Here is a 22,807-nt window from a genome sequence, read left to right as displayed (position 1 = left end):
AGTAAAATAATTAGTTTTTTAAGTTATATCTTCTCCCATGAACACATAAAATGAACTCAAATCAAGTAAACTTTCGTAAAAAATCATCCTATTTACATCGCTTCTATTTCATTATTTTTTTATTCAACCACCTCATTTTTTACTAAATACAAGAAAAGGTGAAGACAATGGCAACCATAAAAGATGTCGCTAATTTAGCTAACGTATCACAGGCTACCGTTTCCCGTGTATTAAATCATGATCATACCCTATCTGTCTCGGCGGATACAAGAAACCGTATCGTTGATGCAGCTAAACAATTAAACTATCAGACGATCCGTGTTCGCAAACAACATACTTATAGCCAAGCTCCCTACCGAATTGGTATTTTCTTATGTTTATCGCAAGAAGAAGAATTAAATGATCCGTATTTTCTTTCGATACGGCAAGGAGTTGAGCAGGAATGTAAAGCACTTGGAATTGAAAGCATGGAAATATACCGAAAATATAATTTTAATACTACTCAATTAAATCCTAATTTGGATGGCTTGATCATAATTGGAAAAGTAGATACCGAACTAATACAGTATATTCGAGGAAAAATGAAATGTATCACGTTTATTGATTGCTCTCCAGACGAAGATACGTATGATTCAGTTGTAATTGATTTTCAGAAAGCTACGAATCTAGCATTGGATCATTTATTGGAGAGTAATATCAATACAATCGGGTTTATCGGAGGGAGGCAAACCGAATATACGAATAATCAACTTTCCCACACATATGAGGACGAACGCTATTTAACATTCAAACAACGTATGCGTGAAATAAAGCAATACGACAAGCGTCATGTGCATATTGGGGAATTCACAATGACGACAGGTTATCGGCTTATGAAACAAGCAATTGAACAAGGCGGGCTGCCAAATGCTTTCTTTATTGCAAGTGATCCAATGGCGATTGGAGCATTACGTGCACTACGAGAATCCGGATTACGTGTTCCAGAAGATATAAAAATTATTGGCTTTGACGATATTGAAATGGCTCAATTTGCAAACCCTCCTCTTTCTACCATTCATGTTCCAACCGAATGGATGGGAAAAATCGGTGTGAAATTATTAGTCGAACGACTAAAAGGGCGTGATCTACCATTAAAGGTAACAGTACCTACAACATTAATCCAACGTGAAAGCACGAAGATGACAACGTAAGTTAAATGATGTTTTCCATTAAAATAGCGGAAGGATTGATATTATGAAAGCGCTTTTAAAGATTAGCTTTACACTTCTCATTTGCAGCATTGTATTAATCGGGTGCTCTGACGGTTCTAATAAAGAGAGCGGAAAGGTCACTTTATCGTTATTTTCTACTGTCACAAATGAATCAGATCAGCAAGCAATCGAACATGCAGCAGCTAAATTCGAAGAAGCGAACCCAGATATTCAGATTGATTATAATTTTCCTGGTGGTGATTATGAGGACATGCTTCGAGTGAAGATGGCAGCTAATGATATGCCTGATTTATTTGACACACACGGATGGGCACAGCAACGTTATGGCGAATATGTGATGGACTTATCCGATATGGATTGGGTAGCTGATTTAGATCCTGCCTTAGAATCTATTTTCACCGATGATCAAGGAAAGGTCTATGCCTATCCTCTCAACCAAGCAAAAGACGGTTTAACTTACAATAAACATGTTTTGGATAAATATGGTATTAAACCTCCTGAAACGTTTGATCAATTCATGGATGCGCTTGAAAAAATAAAAGAAAAAAGTAATGGAGAAGTTACTCCTCTTTGGTTTGCAGGATCAGAAAAGTCACAGCTTGGGCAATTTCTTGACGAATTCGCTACTCCTTTACTCATTACACATCCGGAACACAATTTCAGTAAGGAATTAGAAACAGGAAGCTTCGATTGGTCGAAATACACTTTTTTACCTAAAAAACTAAAAGAAATGCAAAATAAAGAACTATTAAATGAAGACGTGCTTACCGCACAAATTCATGAACTACCTCAACTACTTGCTCAAGATAAGATTGGGTTTGTTATGGCCACAACGCCGATTCAATCCGTAAAGGAATTAAACCCGGATGCAGAATTAGGAGTTATTCCTGTACCTGCGATTCATGAAGGCGGGGAACAAAGTTGGATTGGAGGCGAACGTCATACGATGGCAATCTGGAAAGATACGGAACACCCTGAAGCGGCTCGCAAATTTATTGAATTCTTAGCACAGCCAGATTTAGTTAAAGCGATAGCAGAAGGAACCTCCCTACCTGCCGGATTAACCAATGCCACAGCAGATGTCTATTACTCAGACGATTATCAAAAGTACGCGGATGTCCAAGTAGAGCCTTATTTTGATCGAATTTATTTGCCAAGTGGGATGTGGGATGTATTAGGAAATACAGCACAAGAACTGCTATCCGGTGCTTTAACTCCTGAACAAGTGTCCGAATCTACAGGAAGTGAATTTGAACGACTACGGGATCAAGGGAAGTAGAATTGCGCTTATCAATAGGAGTTGATTTAAATGAAAGCATACACGCATTCTCTCCAACAGTCGAATACTAAGAAGAAACGGATTTCTTCATTATGGTGGATGTATCTACCTGCATTGTTATTTGTTGGACTTTTTATTATCTATCCATTTATCAATGGGATTCGCATCTCGTTCACAAACTGGAATGGTTTTTCTCAAATGTATGATTTTATTGGATTCAAACAATATACGCGAATGCTTTCTGATCCCGATACATGGTTAGTTGTACGAAATACATTAATTTATGGAATTGGGAGTACATTGTTGCAGAATATTATTGGACTGCTTTATGCTCTATTATTAAACCAGAGCTTCCACTTTCGAACATTGACACGTACGATTATTTACTTGCCCGTTATTATTAGTCCCTTAGTGATGGGGTATATCTGGTATTTCTTTTTTGCTTACCAAGGCGGAGCATTTAATGATGTGCTCCTTTGGTTAGGATTGGAGAAAGTTAATATATTAGGCAACCCTGACATGAATATTTGGATTATCGTATTCGTAAATACATTTCAATTTGTTGGAATCGCAATGATCATTTATTTGGCTGGATTACAAAGTATTCAGAAGGATTACTATGAAGCCGCCGAAATAGATGGAGCAAGCCCCTTTCAACGATTTAAAAACATCACACTACCACTATTAATGCCATCCATAACCATTAATATGGTTATCAATATAATTGGGGGATTGAAGCTATTTGATGTCATTATTTCGTTAACGAACGGCGGTCCTGGTAACGCCTCCCAGTCTATGTCGACCTTTATGCATAATCTATATTTTTCCAGACAAGATGCTGGATACGCAGCTACACAAGGGGTGTTAATGATGGTAATTGTCCTGCTACTAAGTCTTTCAGCATTATTGTATTTTCGTAGGAAGGAGGTTGAGGCATAATGCATCCCATCGTAAAAAAAAGACTGTTTACGATCATAGCACTCCTTATCGTCGCATTGCATATTCTCCCCTTTTATATCCTTGTGACAACCTCCTTAAAGGCAAGGGGAAACTTCAGTTCAAAATGGATTTTCCCAAGGGATATAAGCTGGGAGAACTTTACTCTTGCCTGGCAGCAAGCCAATTTAGGTCATGCACTCCTTAATACAACAATAATTACTTTTTTCGCTGCATTATTGCTTATATTTATTGGCTCACTAGCCGCTTATCCATTAGCTAGACGACAAACGAAATTGAATAAATGGATGTATATGTTGTTTATCGCTATTATGGTAGTGCCCCCATTAGCGGCACTCGTCCCGCTTTATCAGCTCGTTGTTAATATCGGCTTAATGAATACCCATCTTGTAGCCATTCTTAATAACGTAGCTGCATATCTACCCTTAACGATCTTCTTATATGCTGGCTTTATCCGCTCAACAATACCTAAATCGTTAGAAGATGCAGCTCGAATAGACGGTGCAAGTACAGCAACCATTTTCTTTCGGATTATCTTCCCATTACTAAAACCGGTCACGGCATCTATCTTAATAATTTCTTGTGTCTTCATTTGGAATGATTATCAATTTGCGATCTTCTTCCTACAAGATAAAGATGTTCAAACGATGACTGTAGCATTATCAAGCTTTTTCGGCGAAAATGCGAATAATCTCAACCTTGTCGGTGCAGCAGCAATTATTGCCATGCTGCCGATGGTGGTTCTGTTTCTATTCTTACAGAAGTACTTTATTAAAGGTCTTGCATCAGGATCTGTCAAAGAATAACCGTTATTTTTTAGGATAACTTAGCAGTTATTACCTGTTTTCCACTTCTATTGGCTTGATGCGAACCAAATGCATCAAGCTTTTTCTTCTTGCTTGCTCCCCTTCTCTTTTTAAAACAAGCAAATGCCAGAGCTGGCCTCGACTTGCTTCTAAAGATCTTGGATTACTTATTATGCAAGGTATAGGGTATAACCTTAAATGGTAATAACTTGCGGAATAGGATGTTGGATAAAAAATTTTATTCCATTTATAATAGTAGAAAACTGTATGCTGGGTGGAGGGTCATCATGAAAACAGTCTTAGCTTTTTTAAAACCGTATAAGCTCCCGGCCGTTGTTGCTTTTTTACTCATGTTAATCGAGCTTACGGTAGAGTTAATGCTTCCCTTCTTTCTAGGAAAAATGATCAATGAAGGGGTGGTAAACCAAGACATAGACACCATCATGATGTGGGGTGTGATTATGATCGGTCTTGCTTTTATAGCCTTCATTGCAGGAATTATCAATTCATTTTATTCATCCCATGTCGGATGGGGTTTTGCTCATGATATACGCAAAAAATTATTTGCTAAGATTCAAGCATTCTCCTTCGCTAATTTAAATCAGTATCCAACTTCTGGGTTAATGACTCGCTTCACCAACGACGTACGGCAAATTCAAAATACGATTTATATGATATTGCGAATTATGTCAAAAGCACCATTATTAGTGATCGGTGGTGTAATCATGGCTTTTGTCGTTAATGCTAGACTTGCACTTATCTTTTTAATTACTGTTCCAATATTAGTAGGGTTTATCTTATGGGTATTAAAACGAGCCAGCGGTTTATTCAATAAGATACAAAATAGTATTGACAAAGTAAATCGCGTGATGCAAGAAAACCTTTCCGGGATGCGGCTAATTAAAGCTTTTTCACGAAGAAATCATGAAGAAACACGGTTTACTGAAGCAAACCAAACCTTAGCAAATCGTACCCGCTATACTTTTCGGTTCATAGAGTCGTCGATGCCTGTGCTTTTATTCGTTATGAACCTGAGTTTAATTTTCATTATCTGGTTTGGTAACCTTCAGACGATTTCCGGTACAACTAGTGTCGGAGATGTAGTTGCGATCATCAATTATGCGATGCGGGTTGCAATGTCTATTTCTATGTTTACCTTTATTATCATGGGAATCTCACGAATGAAAGCTTCTGCTGATCGTGTGGATCAGGTATTAAACGTTGATGCGGATCTAAAAGATCATGATGAAGCAGATAGCTCTCTTCGTGTTAAGCAAGGTTTTATTACATTTGATCATGTTTCATTTATTTATCCAGGAACAACGAAGTCTGTTTTAAGTAATGTTCGTTTTTCTGTGAATCCAGGTGAACGTTTAGCAGTTATTGGCTCTACTGGATCAGGTAAGACATCGTTATTTCAATTAATACCACGCCTCTATGATGCAACAGAAGGCGAAATACGGATTGATCATCGACCAACGACTGATTATACATTAGATAATTTGCGGAGAAGTATTGGATACGTACCTCAAAGCCCGCTATTATTTACCGGTACAGTAGCTGAGAATATTGCTTGGGGGAAAGAACATGCTTCTACTAAGGAAATTATTCACGCAGCCAAAGATGCACAAATCCATGATGCGATTATGGAGCTTGACAACCAATATCAAACGAAAGTTGGGCAAAAAGGGGTCAACTTATCTGGTGGTCAGAAACAGCGAATTTCCATTGCCAGAGCACTTATTCGAAATCCGAAGATTCTAATGTTGGATGACAGTACGAGCGCCCTCGACCTCACGACAGAATCAAAGTTGCTACACGCAATGGAGTCCTATGAATGTACAACGTTACTTATTACCCAAAAAATTTCGACGGCAATGCGGGCTGATCGAATATTATTAATTGATGAAGGAAAAGTACTTGCAATTGGAACGCATGAGGAATTGCTTCATTCCTCCTCTCTATATCAACGAATCGTTACGTCTCAATTTGGAAAGGAGTATGCAAATGTCGAGTAATTCATTAAAACAACCTTTTCAATATGAGAAAATTCCAATCGACTCGATTCACGTAGATAAAAAAAAACGTGCCAAAGATACAACAGGTACAGTTAAGCGCATATGGTCTTATTTAGCAAGAGAGAAAATGAAATTAGTCCTTGTTATATTAATGGTTATTGCAAGCTCTGGGTTAAGCTTACTTGGTCCCTTTATGATCGGTATGGCGATAGATGACTTTATTGTCACTAAAGAAACAGCAGGATTAACTACTTTACTAATCTGGTTAGTCGTCATTTATCTCGGTCATTCCCTTTCGGTATTTTTACAAAATTATTGGATGATTGGTATCGCACAACAAACTGTATTTTCTTTAAGATCGGAATTATTCTCTCAATTTCATCGACTACCTATCGCTTATTTTGATCAACGCCAACATGGTGAACTGATGAGTAGAATTACCAATGATATTGATAATGTAAATAACACGCTTAATCAATCCGTTATACAGATATTCTCTAGTGTGTTAACACTAATTGGGACAATAGGCGTGATGATTTACCTTAGCCCCCTTTTAACGCTTGTAACCATGACCATTATTCCTGTTATGTTTCTAGGTATACGTTGGATTACGAAACGCACTGGTCCATTATATAAATTGCAACAGCGGAACCTTGGCGAGGTCAATGGCTATGTAGAAGAAATTGTATCCGGACAGCATATTGTAAAAACCTTCTCTCAAGAAAACCGGGTCATGCGCGAATTTGAGCAACGAAATAAAGACTTAAATCATGTTGGATTCTGGGCTCTAACCATTTCTGGATTTATTCCTAAAGTCATGAATATGCTTAATTTTTTAAGCTTCGGGCTCATCGCATTGGTTGGTGGACTATTAGCTATTAAAGGTTTTGTGACGGTAGGTGTAATTGTTATTTTTACCGAGTATGCGAGACAATTTACCCGCCCCCTAAATGAACTATCTAATCAATTTAACATTCTTTTATCTGCGGTAGCAGGAGCAGAACGTGTCTTTCGTGTGATCGACGAGAAACAAGAAGAAACGGATGAAGAAGATGCCAAGGAACTACATTCAATAACCGGTCATATTATCTTTGACCATGTCTACTTCGGATATGAGGATACTGCCATTCTTAAAGGAATTAGCTTTGAAGCAAACCCGGGAGAAACCGTTGCTCTAGTAGGACATACTGGAGCAGGAAAAACTACCATCATTAATTTGCTTGCTCGGTTTTATAACTATGACGAAGGGGATATCAGGATAGATGGAACATCTTTAAAAAGCATTAAACGAGCTAATTTGCGTCAACATATGGCTTTTGTCCTACAAGATGCTTTCTTATTCCATGCTACTATCCGTGAGAATATTCGATATGGGAAATTAGCAGCTACTGATCAGGAGGTAATGCAAGCAGCCAAAAATGCTAATGCTCATGAATTTATAGAGAAATTACCAAATGGCTATGATACGATGTTAGATCAATCAGGGAGTGGAATTAGCCAAGGTCAAAAACAATTATTAACAATTGCTCGTGCTTTACTTGCAGAACCTACCATCTTGATTTTAGATGAGGCAACCAGTAATATTGACACGATTACTGAATTAAAAATTCAAGAGGCACTCAAACGATTAATGGAAGGACGCACAAGTTTTGTAATCGCTCATCGATTGAATACGATCCAAGAGGCGGACCATATTATTATGCTAGAGCACGGAGAGATTATTGAGCAAGGCAACCATCATCAATTGCTAGCACAGCAGGGGAAATACTACCAATTAAACCAGAACCAAATGCAACAAAGCAAAGCTAATTAAAATGGTATATCTATGTAAATACGGGGAATTTTTACAGAGAAAGGGAGATCAACTTGGGTAGAAAAGGTTCCATGATAGAAAAACAAATCAATAGCAACTATTTAGATGAAACGATAGCATTAAAGATCTATCAGCCTCAATCGTTCTCATCGCTTTATAAGTATCATATTTGCATTATGCAAGATGGCAATGACTATTATCAAATGGGCCGAATTGCGACGCTAAGCGATCGACTTCATGAAAATGAAGACATGACAAATACGATCTTTGTTGGCATTCACTATCAAGACAAATTCGATCGTCGTAAAAAATACCACCCACAAGGGGAACAAAATCAATCCTATACAAAATTCCTAGTTAACGAAGTTGTGCCTTTTTTAGATGAGCTGCTCCCCACCTTTCATATGGGACAATCAAGAACCTTAATGGGCGATTCGTTAGCAGGGACATTGGCGTTTATGACTGCAATTCGATACCCACATACATTCGGGAATGTGATCATGCAGTCCCCTTATGTGGATGAAACCGTATTAGAAGCAGCCAATCAAGCAACGAATTTAGATGCTATCGATATTTATCATACAATCGGAAGTGAAGAAACAAAGGTAACTACTACTGACGGAAAAACGCAAGACTTTTTAACACCAAATCGTGCATTGTATCAAATCTTAACGAATAAGGGGTTTAGTTATGAATATCATGAGCTATTACAAGGTGAACATACTTGGAAATACTGGCAAAAAGATATGAAGCGTGCACTGACAACAATGTTTGATTAGGTAATTACATTTAATTTTTCAGATAGTGCAAAAAAATCTCTTATTTTGCCATATTTTTTGTTATAATAAAGGGTAACTTAAAAAACTATACTTATTGTTAACAAACGCAATAGGAAAGTAGTAAAAAACCTATCTAGCTTTTAGCAACATATGAACCAAACCATTACAAATGAATCAAAGTGTTTGATAAAATAGGAGGTTTTATTATGAAATATGGTATTGTTATTTTTCCAACGAAGGCCGTACAGGATGAAGCAAATTCATACAGAAAACGTTATGACCCGCATTACGCGTTAATTCCTCCACATATTACGTTGAAAGAAGCATTTGAAGCAGATGGGGATCAATTGGAGGAAGTAGTTACAGAGCTTAAGCACATTGCAAATGAAACAGAACCTTTTAAAATAAACATTAACAAAGTAAGTACGTTTGCACCAGTTACCAATACGATATACTTCAAGATTGAACCAATTAAAGAACTTAATGATTTATATAAAAAAATGCATTCTGGTACCTTTTCAGAAAATCAAGAGTATGCGTTTGTCCCGCATATTACAATTGCTCAAAAGCTTTCCCATGATGAATACTCCGATATTTTTGGCAGTATGAAAATGAAAGATATCCAAATTGAAGATACCGTTGATCGTTTTCAACTAATGTATCAATTAGACAACGGCTCATGGACGGTTCATGATTCGTTTGTATTCGGGAAGGAATTTGTGTGAATATAAAAGTCGTTACATCAAAAGAAGCAATTGAGCAAGCTTATCACATTCGTACGGTTGTATTTGTAGACGAACAAAAGGTTTCCCCTGAAGAAGAACTGGATAGCTACGATGAAACGGCCATTCATTTTGTTGCTTATGACCAGGACAAGCCGATTGCAGCAAGCCGGCTTCGTTTTGTCGATCAATATGGGAAACTTGAACGAATATGTGTCTTAAAAGCGTATCGTGGGCAATCCATTGGCAAACAGCTTATTAAAGCTATGGAAGCAGTAATTGCTGAAGAAGGTTACCAGCATGCAAAGCTTAATGGTCAAACACATGCAGAAGCTTTTTATCAACGATTGGGTTATCAGACTATATCGGAACAATTCATGGATGCAGGTATCCCTCATGTAACCATGGTTAAGCAATTAACATAGAAAAAGCATTTCTTTTTAGAAATGCTTTTTTCATGTTACGTTTTCTTAACATATCCTTTTTCATGAATGAATTTCCCATTACAGGCAATGCTAAATGGTGATCTTGTTTGAAGGGGGCACAATTGATGGATCCATACCTGCAAATGTTTGGTGATACAGTATTCGGCTTTTTTGCCTTATTTATATTAACCAAAGTATTAGGAAAAACGCAAATCACCCAGTTAACTCCCTTTGACTTTATCTCTTCACTAATTCTAGGTGAATTAGTTGGGAATGCCTTATTTGATAAAGAAGCCGGTATTCCTGAAATTGCGTTTGTTATTCTTTTATGGGGAGCATTGATTTATATAACTGAAGTAATTACCCAAAAAATCAAGCGTACTAGGCATCTTATTGAAGGTGGTCCGGACTTTGTTATTTATAGAGGAAAATTAATTCGTGACGTAATGAAAAAAAATAGCTTAGATGTGAATCAATTACAAAGTTTACTCCGTACAAAGGACGTATTTTCCTTACGTGAAGTGGAATTTGCATTTATAGAAACAAACGGGACGATATCCGTTATTCGTAAACCCGAGTATCAAATGCCGAATAAACAAGACCTTCATGTCTCTCCTCAAGAAATTAATCTTGCGACTACATTAATTAATGATGGTGAAATTGTCTACGATAATCTGAAAGAAAAAAATTTAACAGAGGAATGGCTGCAAGAGCAATTGAAAGCACAGGATTATGATCATATAAAAGATGTATTTTACGCCGAATATATGAAGGGGCAAGATTTGTTCGTTCTTCCATTTGTTAATAGGGAACACCATAAATTTGATGCTTAGCAAACATTAGGCTAAGCATCAATTGGTATTATTAGATGGTTCTGTTAATTCGTCTTCCCTTTCCCGTTAATGAGGCAAATATGTTTTCACTAGCTTTAACAGGTGTAATAAGATAACGATCATAACCAGCTGGATAGAATCGTTCATACTGCTTGGATAACTGCTGATGTTGTTGTTCAAGCATAACTTTAAAAGGACGTTCAATATGAAATGCGTTTTCATCTGTTGTAGCAGTTCTACGGTGATATTGTTGATATTGATAATGCTGAATTGGCAAAATATACCCCATCACCATCAGCTCCTTTTTATACCATTCGTCTGAAAATTTTGTTTACGACTATTCATATACCCTTTTTCTCAAAAAGTTAATCCTACTCTTCCATCTTTTTTTCTAATTCTTTTATTAGATCTTCAACATTTGTAATCATTGATAAAAAGTCACTATTCCATTGGTCCATTTCTTCCTCAAAAGCTTTCACCTTTTTTTCAGGAAACTGAAGCCACTTTTCGTTTTTTCCTAAATGCTTCTCAATTGCATGAAAATGTCTCATCCATTCTGGTTCTGAAATTTTCATATTATCCCCCTCAGAGACAAAAAAGCAGCTTAATACAGCTGCTTCAAACCCCCAATTATTTAAAACAAAGAGAATGGTCCCCGTTTCCTATCGTCATGGTCGTCACGTTCTTCCTCCCTACGATCATCTTCATGATGCTGTTCTTCACTGCTACTTTCAAACTCTTTATCTTCATGTTCTTCCCTATCTTCCTCGTTCATCGGACGTCTTCCTAAAAATGGATCCCTTCGATGACGAGGTGGGCGGGGCTGAGGTCTTGACTCTCGAGATGGTTCAATTCTAACATTATCCGCCTTTATAACAAGATCCTTCACATGGATTACCTGTTTCTTACCTTCCGACATTCACTTTCACTCCTTCTATACATATGATCGTTATTAGTCTATGTATGTATGCCGATGAGGTATAGACATCCGCCCGGAATTTAGCAAAAATACAGTATACATGCCCCACAGGATAAATATCACGAATCATTCTCAATAATTAGTGTGAGCGCCCACACAATCCTTATAAACGCACATATTCTATTAAGGACAAATGAGTCAATTCCAATTCGAAAGGAGAAATAATTCATGGGTTGTGGAAAAGATTTTGATACAGGTAACTGTGTATGTGATATTTTAAAAGAAATTGTAGAGGCACAAAATGATATCGTTGAGAATTGCTGTGACTCAAGTTGCGAACAATCCATTCATGATTTGTTGGGAGACAATGATAACGGGAATGGTCTTGATACAGTACCAGTAATACTTTATTGCAAAGGGGACTGCAAACCTTTCAAAGGATTCGGTGCTCACCCAAGCGATATCGGCGATGTAGTTGGAAGCTTTTTCTTCCGAGTTAAGAAAATAACCGATGATTGCTGCGCAGTTCTAGAACTATTAAGAGATCCAGAAGATGAATATGCATGTCCTAAAGATCCTTGTGACCAAGAAACAGATCCACTTTGCGCAACAGGCATCTGTATCACTGCTGACTTAAACTGCTTCTGTCACGTAACTTGCTTACCAGCAATTAATGCACTAAACTAATTGCATAAACAAAACACTGGGGTGGCTTCACCTCAGTGTTTTTTTATCAATTTTATAGTTAGAGAACATAGGACACCAATCATATAAAATAAACGAAAACCGCCGGTACAACCACCGGCGGATACTTTCAATATAACATTAAAATCCTAGTAATCTTATATGCTTTATATCATCAAGTGAAACCTTTGTACTTGATGATCGATTTCCGACTCTTATATACACATAATTGCCTTCCGAACCCGTAATGACTCCACGAAAAGTTCTTTCTTCTGTTTTAATTTCACAGCGTAGTTTTGGTGCATAGCTTGGAGAATTAACAAAATAGTCCACTTTTTCTTCAATGGACATATCCTTGAATTTTGTTTGTTTCGTTTCCTCTTTTGGATCATTATTTCGTTTCACTTCATTTTGTTCATCAAATGCCGGATGCCTTCCCCCTTTTTTAACGGCTTCTTGAGTTCCTTTATTATCGAAGTTTTCTACTTTTTCATTTCCTGTTTCTTTTTTGTTTTTAGGGGTTACATACATATGCTGCATAGGCGCTTGCAAATCGACTTCCTTAGGTTGATGAATAAAAAGCAATGGGTTTTTTGCGTACTTCTTTCCCATCCTTTATCTCTCCTCCTTCCAGTCTTCCTCAAACCATTATATGAACCCATTTTTGGAAATGTGTTGCCCCTACTAATTTTCTTTGTTTATTTTAATATCTAAAAAAATAGCGAGATTAAAATAATCAAAAAAAAGAGCGATAAATCTCGAATACATATAACAAAGACTATGCGGTTTAGTTCAGCTTGTAGAGAAGCCTCGCAGATTTGCCTTGGAAGTTCCTTTAACACAGAAAAAGACTTTAACCTGGATAGGTGAAGGATAGATAAGGCTTGGAATCGTGCACATTTTCCAAAGTGACATGAACATCTGTGAGAATATTATGTTTCAAATTTGTTGTTTTAGCGTCAGAACTAAAATAAGGCTGTCGAGTATTTCTCCTCGACAGCCTTACGAAAACACTATTGAATCAGAAACCCCATAAAAGCAGTTGCCATACCAAAATAGATGAGAATAGAGATAATATCGTTAATCGTTGTAATGAACGGTCCTGATGCAACAGCTGGATCAATCTTCATACGATCCATAAGCATAGGTACAAGTGCTCCCGCTAATGTAGCGACTAACAAAGTAGCAGCAATCGAAATACCAACAAGTAACCCTAAATAAATATCATCTTTCCATAAATAAATCACAATGGTTATAACAATGCCACATACAATACCATTGATTAGGCCTGTACAAGCTTCTCGCATTACTAATTTCCACTTTCCTTGCTTTCCATAGTCTCCATTTGCTAGACCTCGGACAGCAACAGCTAAGGCTTGCGTACCTGTATTACCGGCCATCCCCGCAATTAATGGAATAAAAATAGCTAGTACTGCGACTTGATTAAGTGTTTCTTCAAAGCGGCCAATTAGGCTTGCAGTAAACATCCCTAAAAACAAGAGGATAACGAGCCATGGTAGTCGTTTACGAGCGGAAACAAATGCATTATCATCTGGTTTATCCATGTCGGAGACCCCGGCTAATTTCGAATAATCTTCACTCGCTTCTTCTTCCATAACATCCAAAATATCATCAACTGTAATGATTCCTAGTAAATGGTCTTGAAAATCAACAACAGGCAAAGCGAGGAAATCATAATCCCGCATCATTTGGGCAACTTCCTCTTGGTCTTTGCCTACTGAGACAGCTACAATCTTCTCACTCATAATATCTTCAATTAACGTCTCTTCATCTGCTACAATTAAATCCCTTAACGAAAGTACACCAACTAACCGTTTTTCTTCGTCCAGTACATATAAATAATAAATAGTCTCAGCATCCGGCGCTTCTTCTTTTAAAGCTTGCATCGTTTGTTTGGCCATGTAATTTTTATACGTAGCTACAAACTCTGTCGTCATAATACTTCCAGCAGTTTTTTCTTCATAATGGAGTAATTGTTTAATTTCTTCTGCCGATTCTTTCTCCATAATCGTTAAAAAACTGGCAACTTGATCCTTCTCTAACTCATTAAGTATATCCACTGCATTATCGGCAGACATCTCAGCTAACACCATCGATGCAAATCGTGGATCCATCTCACCCATCAGAACTTGCGTATCCTCTTCATTCATGCTTTCCATGATGTCTCCGACTTCTTCTGGTGATAAATAGGTATAGATTTGTAGACGTGCTTCCTTTTCCTGCTCCATGAAAAATATGGCTTGATCATAGGGATGCATATCAAGAAACTCGCTACGAAATCCTTCCATATGATCTTGTGCCAGCGCTTGCTGTAATTTCTCCCAATGATGCTCATACTGTACTTCATACTCTTTATCAAAACGATTATTGGATTCCATATGATCACATCCTTCTTCTTCCCTATCTTAAAGTTTACCCGTCGCATGTACAATCAAACAAAGTTACTTGGATTATGGTAGTTCCTTTTATATAATATAGTACAATTCCGTTCAAAGGCAGACGATAATTCCCGCAACATATCATATCCAAAAAAAAGATACAAATCAAGGAGCGATTTGATGAAAATTGATGTAATCGGCGATGTACATGGCTGTTTAGAGGAACTAGAACGTTTATTCCAAAAACTAGGATATACTAAAGTCCATTCAAATTTCACTCACCCTGATGGACGTATTCCTGTTTTTGTTGGTGATATAACCGATCGTGGACCGCACTCTATAGATGTTATCAACCTTGTTTATCAAATGGTAATTGCAAATCAGAATGCCTTGTATGTACCAGGAAACCATTGCAATAAGTTATACCGTTATTTTTCAGGCAATCCCGTTCAACAGCGCCATGGATTAGAAACGACGGTTGCAGAATATGAAAAGCTTACTTCCTATCAACAAGACACCGTTCGTTCTCAATTTATGCATCTATATGAACAAGCGCCACTTTATTTACAGCTTCCTCAAGCAAATGCAATTATTGCCCATGCAGGAATAAAGCAAGCGTACATTGGCAGAACCGATAAACAAGTGAAATCCTTTGTTTTGTATGGAGACACTACTGGAGAAATACATCCCGATGGGCGACCAATTCGTCGGGATTGGGCACAGGAATATTACGGAGGTACTTGGATTATATATGGACACACGCCTGTTCTACAGCCACGTATTGTTCATCAGACCATTAATATTGATACAGGATGTGTATTTGGCAATAAACTAACAGCATTTCGTCTTCCAGAGGAAAAAATAACGTCCGTCCCATCGAAGCAGCCGTTTATCGAAGAAAAGTTTACTTATTTTGCATAATTGCGGCCATATCAGCTGGCATGTTGGCAGAAAAGTAGAAAGGTTCCTTCGTAATAGGATGGTTAAAAGATAGTTGATAACAATGTAAAGCCTGACGATCGATGAATTGTTTACTCCCACCATACAACGTATCACCACAAAGGGGATGACCAATACCTGAGAAATGAACACGGATTTGATGCGTCCTGCCCGTTTCTAGTCGAACATCAGCTAATGCGAATGCATCCGCTTGTTTCTCTACTAAATAATGGGTTATAGCTGATTTTCCATCCATTCTAATTTCCCGTTCAATAATGGATCCTGGTTTTCTACCAATAGGTTTATTTATCGTTCCCTTTTTTTGTTCCATTTTCCCTTGAACAATTGCTTGATAATGCCGCTTCACTTCCCCCATTTTTTGCGATTCAGCCAATATGGAGTGACTGTATCGATGTTTAGCAACAAGCATTAATCCAGATGTATCACGATCTAACCTTGTCACAATATGAATCGTAAAGTGAATATCCTGCTTGCTATAATGAGCCAATAAGCCATTAGCAACGGTTCCGGTCGGATGATGAAGCGAAGGAATAACAGCCATACCAGCAGCTTTATTAATAACTATAATATCTGCATCTTCATACATAATGGCTAAATCAAGCTGTTCTGGCTGCATATGATCGCCGTGTTGTTCTTCTGGAAAAATGACAGTAAGCTTATCTCCTGCTACTAAAGAATAACGCACCGTCTGCGTCTTTCCATTTACCATAATTCTTCCACCATCAAATTTGATGGATTTTACAATCCTACGCGAAAATCCTTGTTCTTCGCGTAAGAATTCACGTATAAGCATTCCTTCATGTGCCTTCTTAATCGTCCATTCCATATACTTTTTCTTCTCTTTCTATTCTGCTAATTATTATCATCTGAAACGAATGATTCTCTTACTCGATTCCAAAATGGAAACTGACGAAATCTCGCGAATCGAATTCGTTCTTCTGCAACACGACATTGAATTGATTTTACATTTGTATAATTGGTGGTGAAGTGATCAATTGCGATCAAAAAGCTGCGATCAACAATTGGCTTTAATAAACATGTATGATGTTTCGGTAAAATTAATGGAGAGCCAATTGTACGAAAAACTCGATTATTTATTGAGGCCATCTCTGTTAATTGAATAGCATCGAGAGAAGGATGGATAATTCCACCGCCTAATGCTTTATTATAAGCTGTACTGCCGGAAGGAGTGGAAACACAAAGTCCGTCCCCTCGAAAGGTTTCAAAATGTTCTCCTTTAATCTCCACATCAAAAACAACAGATCCATCGGCAGTTTTTATGGTCGCTTCATTAAGCGCAAGGAAGCGATCCTCACTACCTCCTGATTTTGCACGAATCGTAACTTCCAATAAAGGATACTCAACAATTTGAAAAGGTGTTTTAGCAATTTCTATTATTAATTTTTCTACTTCATCCGGTACCCAGTCTGCATAAAAACCTAAATGTCCAGTATGTACCCCAATAAAGGCTGTCTCATTAAGTCGATGTACATAGGAGTGGAATGCTTCTAAAAAAGTCCCATCTCCTCCTACAGATATTACAAGGTCCGGTTCAACTTCATTATATTCTAATTGAAAATCAGTTAAATATTGCTTCATTGTAGCCATAATTTGTTCGGAGCGATTATCTCCTTTTGATACAATTGCGAACTTCATGCTTTTCCCCCTTCCATTACCTATGATTTCCCTATCTTCCAATCACATTCTATTTTCTGTGAAATATACGTTGCGCTTCTTGTACCTCATGTTTGATCATTGACATTTCTTCATCTAATTTAAAAGCAGCCTCAGCTGCCTTTTGCAATCGTTCTTTTATATCAGCAGGTATACTTCCTTTATATTTATAATTTAACGAGTGTTCATTTGTCGCCCAAAAATTCATAGCTAATGTACGAATTTGTATCTCAGCTAGCAATTTCTTCATCCCATCAATGGTCTCGACAGGATATTCAATTATAAGATGATACGAGCGATATCCACTATCTTTTTTCTTAGAGACATAGTCCTTCTCCTCCACAATCAATAAATCTTTCCTTGCACGAATCATTTCAACAATCGCATATATATCATCCACAAATTGGCATACCACTCTCACTCCAGCTATATCTTGGATTTCCGTATCAATGTTTTCAAGTGGAATTTTTCTATTTTCTGCTTTTTCTAAGATGCTTGGTACTGGCTTCACACGGCCAGTAATAAATTCGATAGGTGAATGTTCGGATTCATATTCAAATTGTTTTCGTATTCCTTTTAATTTAACTTTTAATTCTTCTACCACTTGCGCGTATGGGGCAAGCATTGATTTCCAGTTCACATTCGACACCACCTAATTGAAATCATCTTATGTATGAAGCATCTATTATTGTATCATAGAATCGTTCAATGACTAATCTTTGCAAAATAATTACAAATTCGCGATAATCGGTAATAGCCTAATTTTTTTATGTGGAGGGTCACGATGGGACAAGAAATAGAAATTGAGTTTAAAAATTTATTAACACAAAAAGAATATCATCGATTATTGAATCAAATACCTTTTCCTGCATATAGTGATACTCAAACCAATTATTATTTTGAAACAAAGGATTTGGCTTTGCAAGAGTTAGGCTGTGCACTGCGAATTAGAGAGAAAAATGGTTATTATCGTCTAACATTAAAAGAACCGCATGAACACGGACTTTTAGAAACACATGATTTTTTAACAAAAAACGAAGCACTGCAAAGTATTAACGGAACTATCTTGAAGAAAGAAGATACAGCTACTCAACTAGAACAATTAGGAATTTCTGTTGATTCACTCGTATGCTATGGAAGTTTATCAACCGAACGACGCGAGGTTCAAAGAGAGGATATTCTTTTAGTACTGGATTATAGTACGTACAATGGGAAATCGGATTATGAACTAGAATTGGAAGCTACATCGACCGAGAACGGAAAAGCAAAATTCAATGAATTGCTGTCTAAATATAAAATACCGAAACGGGAAACACCGAATAAGATTAAACGTTTTTTTACTAGTTTATAAAATCATTATAGAATATTCAGACTAGGATATTTAAATCATTTATTTATTTGCATTAATATTGTGGGGAAGGTGCATCTGGCAGTAACTGAATTACAACTATCAGGACTTTCAGCCCAGCCTTTCTAATCAGATTATTTGCCCAGTAACCATTACGTTGCTACAATATATAGAAACAAACAAGGGGAAAGATAACAATGAAACAGACTGGAACAATGTTTGAAGCAATTGGTGGATTTACTACGATTGAAAAGCTTGTTCATGCTTTTTATAAGCGCGTAGGAAACCATCCCGATTTAATTCCAATCTTTCCAGAAGACTTAACAGAGACAATCCACAAACAGAAACTTTTTCTCACCCAATTCTTTGGGGGACCTTCACTATACGCTGAAGAACGAGGGCATCCAATGTTACGTAGAAGACATTTACCTTTTGAAATTACACCTACACGCAGGGATGCTTGGCTTGATTGTATGGCACATGCACTAGTAGAAGCAGAAATCGATGAACCTTATCGCACAGCTATATTTGAGAAATTAACCTTAACTGCGAACCACATGATGAACACGCCAGAATAGGAGAAAGGAGAATCGGTGTGAATTGGGAACATTCTGGAGTTGAATCCATCTATCAATCAAACACATCTGAAAAATATAGCTTTAATCTTGTTCAAAAACCAATTGAGATTTACGTTTTTGTAGATCCGTTATGTCCTGAATGCTGGTCATTAGAGCCATTCCTAAAAAAATTATCGATGGAATATGGGCGTTTCTTCACAATCAGACCGATTATAAGTGGTCACTTAAACACACTTAACAAAGATCAATTTGACCGCCCCAGAAAAATTAAAGATATATGGGAAAAAACTTCAAAACGAACAGGTATGTGTTGTGATGGTGATTTATGGCTAGAAAACCCAGTCTCATTTCCTTGGATCGCATCCTTGGCAATTAAAGCTGCAGAGTTACAGGGCAAAAAATCTGGAAGGACTTTCCTTCGTAAAGTTCAAGAGAGTGCATTTCTATATAAACAAGATATTTCGGACGAAGAAATACTTTATTCTTGTGCAAAAGCTGCTAACTTAGATATTGAGGAATTTTCAACAGACCTTTATTCTTCATCGGCAAAGAAAGCATTTCAATGTGATTTGAAATTAACACAAGAAATGGAAGTAGATTACATTCCCACCATTGTGTTTTTTAATCAAGTAACGGAGGAACAAGGTATTAAAATCTCTGGCCTTTATCCATATGATATTTATGTACGTGTACTAAGAGAAATTTTAGAGAAGCAACCTATTCCTTCGGAAAAACCGACATTGGAACATTTTCTCTCCGTTTTTAAAACAGTTAGCACAAAAGAAATTGCTGTTGTATATGATTGGTCCATAGCAAAGGCCGAAAAAGAAATGAAAAAACTTCAATTAAAACAAAAAGTAGAGAGAATTCCAGTAAAGTACGGTGATTTTTGGAAATATGAAGATTAATTCAAAGCCTTATTTGAGGCTTTTTTTATTTTCCTAAGAATAACAATTCTATGTTTCACGTTTACTTGCCGCATGGATAAAAAAGAAGGATATACGGGGCAGCGTATATCCTTCTAGTCTCTCTTTGTAATAACAAAGGGGGATGGGAGAAAGTTTCATGATCAAACAAAGGGGTTTTTGTTTGTATTTAACTTACAATAATAATATACCAAGTTATTTTTTGAGATTCAAGTAGTATGTTCATGATTTCACAAAAATGTCACTTCTAAATGAATAACGACATTCATAAGCTATACTAGCATTCTTTCTGATAAGAGGTGATTAAGTGCAACATTTTGTTCAACCATTCCTATTCTTACTAATGACTGCTTTTGCTTTCTTTCTAAATATTCTAGGTTTAATGCAAGTTATCCCTTTATATATAACCTTACCACTTTTATTTGTATCGATCTATTTGACCATTTATTCGTTTACAAACAAACGTTTATACCGTGGCATGCGTTAAAAAAGCAGGATAACCTTATAGAGGTCATCCTGCTTTTATTATTGGAGATTACTCTGCAAGCAATTGCTCCATTTGTGTTAGTTTTTCTTCAAATACATCAAGAGCATCTAGAATCACTTGCTTTTGTGTCATATCGACACCAGCTTTTTTCAAGACTTCAATTGGGTAATCACTGCTTCCCGCTTTCAAGAAATCAATATAACGCTCTACCGCACCTTCTTTTTCATCTAAAATCTGGCTTGCTAGCGCTGTAGCAGCTGAATAACCTGTAGCATACTGATATACATAATAATTGTAATAGAAATGGGGAATTCTTGCCCATTCTAAGCCAATTTCTTCATCTGAGACAACTTCTTCTCCAAAATATTTTTTATTTAAATCATAATAAATTTCCGTTAACTTCTCAGCCGTTAATGCTTCTCCTTCTTGTTGCTTTACATGAATCACATGTTCAAACTCAGCAAACATGGTTTGACGGAATACAGTACCTCTAAACCCTTCAAGAAAATGGTTGAGTAAATATAGCTTTTGTTTCTCATCATCTAGATTATTTAGTAAATAATCATTTAGTAAGGCCTCATTACACGTTGAAGCAACTTCAGCTACGAAGATCGAATAATTTCCATAGCGAAATGGTTGGTTTTCCCTCGTGTAATAACTATGAATGGAATGACCAAGCTCATGGGCTAATGTAAACATATCATTTACGTTATCCTGCCAATTCAATAGAATATATGGATTCGTACCATATGCTCCAGAAGAATAAGCACCGCTGCGTTTACCTTTGTTTTCCTCTACGTCTATCCAACGGTTCTGATAACCTTCCTTGACTTTTGACAAGTACTCGTCACCTAATGGCTTCAACCCGTCTAATACATATTGCTGTGCTTTTTCATAAGTAATCTCCATATCTACATCTTTAACAAGCGGTGTGTACAAATCATACATATGAAGCTCATCTAAGCCTAAAACTTTCTTACGCAGATTCACATAGCGATGAAGTAATGGCAAACGTTCATTTACTGCTTCGACCAAATTATCGTATACTTGCTCTGGAATATGATTATCATCCAATGCGGATTGTCTTGCTGAATCATAGTTTCTAACCTTGGCAACGAAATTATCTTTTTTAATGTTTCCGCTTAATGTTGAAGCAAAGGTGTTCTGAAATTTACCATATGTTTGATAAACAGCCTTAAACGCAGCTTCCCGTACATTGCGGTCTTTAGACTCTAAGAAACGAATATAACGACCATGTGTCACATCCACTTCTTCTCCATTTTCATCCTTTATGGAAGGGAACGTGAGATCTGCGTCATTTAGCATGCTAAATGTTTGCGATGGCGCAGATAAAGGCTCAGATGCTTCTGCTAAAATTGCTTCTTCTCGCTCACTTAGAATATGTGGACGTTGCCTGGTAATCTCATCTAATGTCTTTTGATAATCCTGTAATCCCTTCTCTTCTTCTAAAAAACGATTTAGTTTTTCTTCATCAATGGATAGTATCTCCGGAACAATAAAACTCATCTTACTTGATGCTACAGTTAATACACTCTCAGCCTGTGCGTTTAACCGTTGATAAAAAGAATTGGTTGTATCTTGGTCATAACGCATATGCGCATATGTAAACAGCTTTCCTAATCGTTGAGAAAGCTTATCTTGGAGTTTTAGAAGTTCATATAAAGTCGTAGCTGATTCAGATAATGTCCCTTGGTATTTTTCTATCTCCGGAATATCTGCTTGTAAACTCTTTAATTCTGATTCCCATGCATCATCCGTTTCGAATATATCTTCGAGTTTCCATGTGGATTCCACCGGAATTTCTTCTCGTTTTGGTAACTCTTTTTTTGCTTTTGCCAAAGCTAATTCCTCCTTTTTCTATCATTTACTACTACTTCTTGATAATGGCATTAAAATCCTGTAAATAGCAAACAAAATCTTCTTTTTTGAAACATCTATTATTTAGTATAGCTTATTCTTTCTAAAACA

At 36.9% G+C, this 22,807-nt stretch carries 25 protein-coding genes; 16 read left to right on the top strand and 9 right to left on the bottom strand.

The window, feature by feature from the left end; translation table 11 throughout:
- Positions 1–167 precede the first annotated feature (167 nt).
- The 10 genes from M948_RS40405 to M948_RS40360 all read left to right on the top strand — a co-directional run bounded on the left by M948_RS40405 (position 168) and on the right by M948_RS40360 (position 10,843).
- Complete coding sequence (locus M948_RS40405; RefSeq protein WP_021292310.1) at positions 168–1,190, top strand: LacI family DNA-binding transcriptional regulator; 1,023 nt, start codon at positions 168–170, stop codon at positions 1,188–1,190.
- 43 nt (positions 1,191–1,233) lie between these two features.
- Complete coding sequence (locus tag M948_RS40400) at positions 1,234–2,490, top strand: ABC transporter substrate-binding protein (protein WP_021292309.1); 1,257 nt, start codon at positions 1,234–1,236, stop codon at positions 2,488–2,490.
- A gap of 30 nt (positions 2,491–2,520) precedes the next feature.
- Positions 2,521–3,429: a carbohydrate ABC transporter permease gene (locus M948_RS40395; protein ID WP_021292308.1), complete on the top strand. Its 909-nt coding sequence runs from the start codon at positions 2,521–2,523 to the stop codon at positions 3,427–3,429.
- Complete coding sequence (locus tag M948_RS40390) at positions 3,429–4,253, top strand: carbohydrate ABC transporter permease (protein WP_021292307.1); 825 nt, start codon at positions 3,429–3,431, stop codon at positions 4,251–4,253. Before M948_RS40395 ends, M948_RS40390 begins: the two co-directional genes overlap by 1 nt.
- A gap of 287 nt (positions 4,254–4,540) precedes the next feature.
- Complete coding sequence (locus M948_RS40385) at positions 4,541–6,271, top strand: ABC transporter ATP-binding protein (protein ID WP_021292306.1); 1,731 nt, start codon at positions 4,541–4,543, stop codon at positions 6,269–6,271.
- Positions 6,261–8,084 (top strand): ABC transporter ATP-binding protein, encoded by a 1,824-nt coding sequence (locus M948_RS40380; RefSeq protein ID WP_021292305.1) that lies wholly within the window; start codon positions 6,261–6,263, stop codon positions 8,082–8,084. Before M948_RS40385 ends, M948_RS40380 begins: the two co-directional genes overlap by 11 nt.
- A gap of 53 nt (positions 8,085–8,137) precedes the next feature.
- Positions 8,138–8,863: an alpha/beta hydrolase gene (locus M948_RS40375; protein WP_021292304.1), complete on the top strand. Its 726-nt coding sequence runs from the start codon at positions 8,138–8,140 to the stop codon at positions 8,861–8,863.
- A 206-nt stretch (positions 8,864–9,069) separates the two neighbouring features.
- Positions 9,070–9,588, top strand: a complete 519-nt coding sequence (locus M948_RS40370) for a YjcG family protein (RefSeq protein ID WP_021292303.1) — start codon at positions 9,070–9,072, stop codon at positions 9,586–9,588.
- Positions 9,585–10,010, top strand: a complete 426-nt coding sequence (locus M948_RS40365; protein ID WP_021292302.1) for a GNAT family N-acetyltransferase — start codon at positions 9,585–9,587, stop codon at positions 10,008–10,010. The genes M948_RS40370 and M948_RS40365 overlap by 4 nt, the downstream gene beginning before the upstream one ends.
- A 125-nt stretch (positions 10,011–10,135) precedes the next feature.
- Complete coding sequence (locus M948_RS40360) at positions 10,136–10,843, top strand: DUF421 domain-containing protein (protein WP_021292301.1); 708 nt, start codon at positions 10,136–10,138, stop codon at positions 10,841–10,843.
- Between the two features lie 31 nt (positions 10,844–10,874).
- Here the strand turns inward: M948_RS40360 and M948_RS40355 are convergent, their stop codons facing one another.
- The 3 genes from M948_RS40355 to M948_RS40345 all read right to left on the bottom strand — a co-directional run bounded on the left by M948_RS40355 (position 10,875) and on the right by M948_RS40345 (position 11,762).
- Positions 10,875–11,132, bottom strand: a complete 258-nt coding sequence (locus M948_RS40355; RefSeq protein WP_021292300.1) for a hypothetical protein — start codon at positions 11,130–11,132, stop codon at positions 10,875–10,877.
- An 82-nt stretch (positions 11,133–11,214) separates the two neighbouring features.
- Positions 11,215–11,418, bottom strand: coding sequence for a hypothetical protein (locus M948_RS40350; RefSeq protein WP_021292299.1), 204 nt, complete (start codon positions 11,416–11,418; stop codon positions 11,215–11,217).
- A 59-nt stretch (positions 11,419–11,477) separates the two neighbouring features.
- Positions 11,478–11,762 carry a hypothetical protein gene (locus tag M948_RS40345; protein WP_021292298.1) on the bottom strand — a complete coding sequence of 95 codons (285 nt, stop codon included), beginning with the start codon at positions 11,760–11,762 and terminating at the stop codon, positions 11,478–11,480.
- A 228-nt stretch (positions 11,763–11,990) separates the two neighbouring features.
- Here M948_RS40345 and M948_RS40340 point away from each other — a divergent pair, with 228 nt between their 5' ends.
- Positions 11,991–12,449, top strand: a complete 459-nt coding sequence (locus tag M948_RS40340) for a CotY/CotZ family spore coat protein (RefSeq protein ID WP_021292297.1) — start codon at positions 11,991–11,993, stop codon at positions 12,447–12,449.
- Positions 12,450–12,587: 138 nt separating this feature from the next.
- On the opposite strand, the gene M948_RS40335 is transcribed toward M948_RS40340, so the two are convergent.
- Positions 12,588–13,058: a CotO family spore coat protein gene (locus M948_RS40335; protein WP_021292296.1), complete on the bottom strand. Its 471-nt coding sequence runs from the start codon at positions 13,056–13,058 to the stop codon at positions 12,588–12,590.
- A gap of 401 nt (positions 13,059–13,459) precedes the next feature.
- Positions 13,460–14,845, bottom strand: coding sequence for a magnesium transporter (mgtE, locus tag M948_RS40330; RefSeq protein ID WP_021292295.1), 1,386 nt, complete (start codon positions 14,843–14,845; stop codon positions 13,460–13,462).
- Positions 14,846–15,025: 180 nt separating this feature from the next.
- On the opposite strand from mgtE, the gene prpE reads away from it, so the two are divergent.
- Positions 15,026–15,766 carry a bis(5'-nucleosyl)-tetraphosphatase PrpE gene (gene prpE, locus M948_RS40325; RefSeq protein ID WP_021292294.1) on the top strand — a complete coding sequence of 247 codons (741 nt, stop codon included), beginning with the start codon at positions 15,026–15,028 and terminating at the stop codon, positions 15,764–15,766.
- Here the strand turns inward: prpE and M948_RS40320 are convergent.
- Genes M948_RS40320 through M948_RS40310 form a run of 3 tightly spaced genes read right to left on the bottom strand, consistent with a single transcriptional unit; the run spans position 15,750 to position 18,119 of the window.
- Positions 15,750–16,631 carry an RluA family pseudouridine synthase gene (locus M948_RS40320; protein WP_021292293.1) on the bottom strand — a complete coding sequence of 294 codons (882 nt, stop codon included), beginning with the start codon at positions 16,629–16,631 and terminating at the stop codon, positions 15,750–15,752. The two genes, prpE and M948_RS40320, sit on opposite strands and share 17 nt — an antisense overlap.
- Positions 16,632–16,657: 26 nt before the next feature.
- On the bottom strand, positions 16,658–17,461 hold the full coding sequence (locus tag M948_RS40315; RefSeq protein WP_021292292.1) for an NAD kinase: 804 nt from the start codon (positions 17,459–17,461) through the stop codon (positions 16,658–16,660).
- Between the two features lie 49 nt (positions 17,462–17,510).
- Positions 17,511–18,119: a GTP pyrophosphokinase gene (locus tag M948_RS40310; RefSeq protein WP_021292291.1), complete on the bottom strand. Its 609-nt coding sequence runs from the start codon at positions 18,117–18,119 to the stop codon at positions 17,511–17,513.
- A gap of 144 nt (positions 18,120–18,263) precedes the next feature.
- On the opposite strand from M948_RS40310, the gene M948_RS40305 reads away from it, so the two are divergent.
- The 4 genes from M948_RS40305 to M948_RS40290 all read left to right on the top strand — a co-directional run bounded on the left by M948_RS40305 (position 18,264) and on the right by M948_RS40290 (position 20,818).
- Positions 18,264–18,830, top strand: a complete 567-nt coding sequence (locus M948_RS40305) for a CYTH domain-containing protein (protein ID WP_021292290.1) — start codon at positions 18,264–18,266, stop codon at positions 18,828–18,830.
- A 194-nt stretch (positions 18,831–19,024) separates the two neighbouring features.
- Positions 19,025–19,405: a globin domain-containing protein gene (locus M948_RS40300; protein WP_021292289.1), complete on the top strand. Its 381-nt coding sequence runs from the start codon at positions 19,025–19,027 to the stop codon at positions 19,403–19,405.
- Between the two features lie 17 nt (positions 19,406–19,422).
- Positions 19,423–20,313 carry a ClpXP adapter SpxH family protein gene (locus tag M948_RS40295; RefSeq protein WP_021292288.1) on the top strand — a complete coding sequence of 297 codons (891 nt, stop codon included), beginning with the start codon at positions 19,423–19,425 and terminating at the stop codon, positions 20,311–20,313.
- Between the two features lie 325 nt (positions 20,314–20,638).
- A complete protein-coding gene (locus M948_RS40290; RefSeq protein WP_021292287.1) occupies positions 20,639–20,818 on the top strand; it encodes a hypothetical protein in 180 nt (59 codons plus the stop codon).
- A gap of 48 nt (positions 20,819–20,866) precedes the next feature.
- Here M948_RS40290 and pepF read toward each other — a convergent pair whose 3' ends face one another.
- Positions 20,867–22,678, bottom strand: a complete 1,812-nt coding sequence (gene pepF, locus M948_RS40285; RefSeq protein WP_021292286.1) for an oligoendopeptidase F — start codon at positions 22,676–22,678, stop codon at positions 20,867–20,869.
- Between the last annotated feature and the right edge of the window lie 129 nt (positions 22,679–22,807).

The sequence above is a fragment of the Virgibacillus sp. CM-4 genome (assembly GCF_000445495.1).
GTDB lineage: Bacteria > Bacillota > Bacilli > Bacillales > Amphibacillaceae > Virgibacillus > Virgibacillus salexigens.
This window is presented reverse-complemented; position numbering and strand designations above follow the sequence as displayed.

Coding starts and splice junctions, on each gene's coding strand:
- M948_RS40405 (WP_021292310.1), top strand. CDS start 168: ATGGCAACCATAAAAGATGTCGCTAATTTAGCTAACGTATCACAGGCT.
- M948_RS40400 (WP_021292309.1), top strand. CDS start 1,234: ATGAAAGCGCTTTTAAAGATTAGCTTTACACTTCTCATTTGCAGCATT.
- M948_RS40395 (WP_021292308.1), top strand. CDS start 2,521: ATGAAAGCATACACGCATTCTCTCCAACAGTCGAATACTAAGAAGAAA.
- M948_RS40390 (WP_021292307.1), top strand. CDS start 3,429: ATGCATCCCATCGTAAAAAAAAGACTGTTTACGATCATAGCACTCCTT.
- M948_RS40385 (WP_021292306.1), top strand. CDS start 4,541: ATGAAAACAGTCTTAGCTTTTTTAAAACCGTATAAGCTCCCGGCCGTT.
- M948_RS40380 (WP_021292305.1), top strand. CDS start 6,261: ATGTCGAGTAATTCATTAAAACAACCTTTTCAATATGAGAAAATTCCA.
- M948_RS40370 (WP_021292303.1), top strand. CDS start 9,070: ATGAAATATGGTATTGTTATTTTTCCAACGAAGGCCGTACAGGATGAA.
- M948_RS40360 (WP_021292301.1), top strand. CDS start 10,136: ATGGATCCATACCTGCAAATGTTTGGTGATACAGTATTCGGCTTTTTT.
- M948_RS40355 (WP_021292300.1), bottom strand. CDS start 11,132: ATGGGGTATATTTTGCCAATTCAGCATTATCAATATCAACAATATCAC.
- M948_RS40350 (WP_021292299.1), bottom strand. CDS start 11,418: ATGAAAATTTCAGAACCAGAATGGATGAGACATTTTCATGCAATTGAG.
- M948_RS40345 (WP_021292298.1), bottom strand. CDS start 11,762: ATGTCGGAAGGTAAGAAACAGGTAATCCATGTGAAGGATCTTGTTATA.
- M948_RS40340 (WP_021292297.1), top strand. CDS start 11,991: ATGGGTTGTGGAAAAGATTTTGATACAGGTAACTGTGTATGTGATATT.
- M948_RS40335 (WP_021292296.1), bottom strand. CDS start 13,058: ATGGGAAAGAAGTACGCAAAAAACCCATTGCTTTTTATTCATCAACCT.
- mgtE (WP_021292295.1), bottom strand. CDS start 14,845: ATGGAATCCAATAATCGTTTTGATAAAGAGTATGAAGTACAGTATGAG.
- prpE (WP_021292294.1), top strand. CDS start 15,026: ATGAAAATTGATGTAATCGGCGATGTACATGGCTGTTTAGAGGAACTA.
- M948_RS40320 (WP_021292293.1), bottom strand. CDS start 16,631: ATGGAATGGACGATTAAGAAGGCACATGAAGGAATGCTTATACGTGAA.
- M948_RS40315 (WP_021292292.1), bottom strand. CDS start 17,461: ATGAAGTTCGCAATTGTATCAAAAGGAGATAATCGCTCCGAACAAATT.
- M948_RS40305 (WP_021292290.1), top strand. CDS start 18,264: ATGGGACAAGAAATAGAAATTGAGTTTAAAAATTTATTAACACAAAAA.
- M948_RS40300 (WP_021292289.1), top strand. CDS start 19,025: ATGAAACAGACTGGAACAATGTTTGAAGCAATTGGTGGATTTACTACG.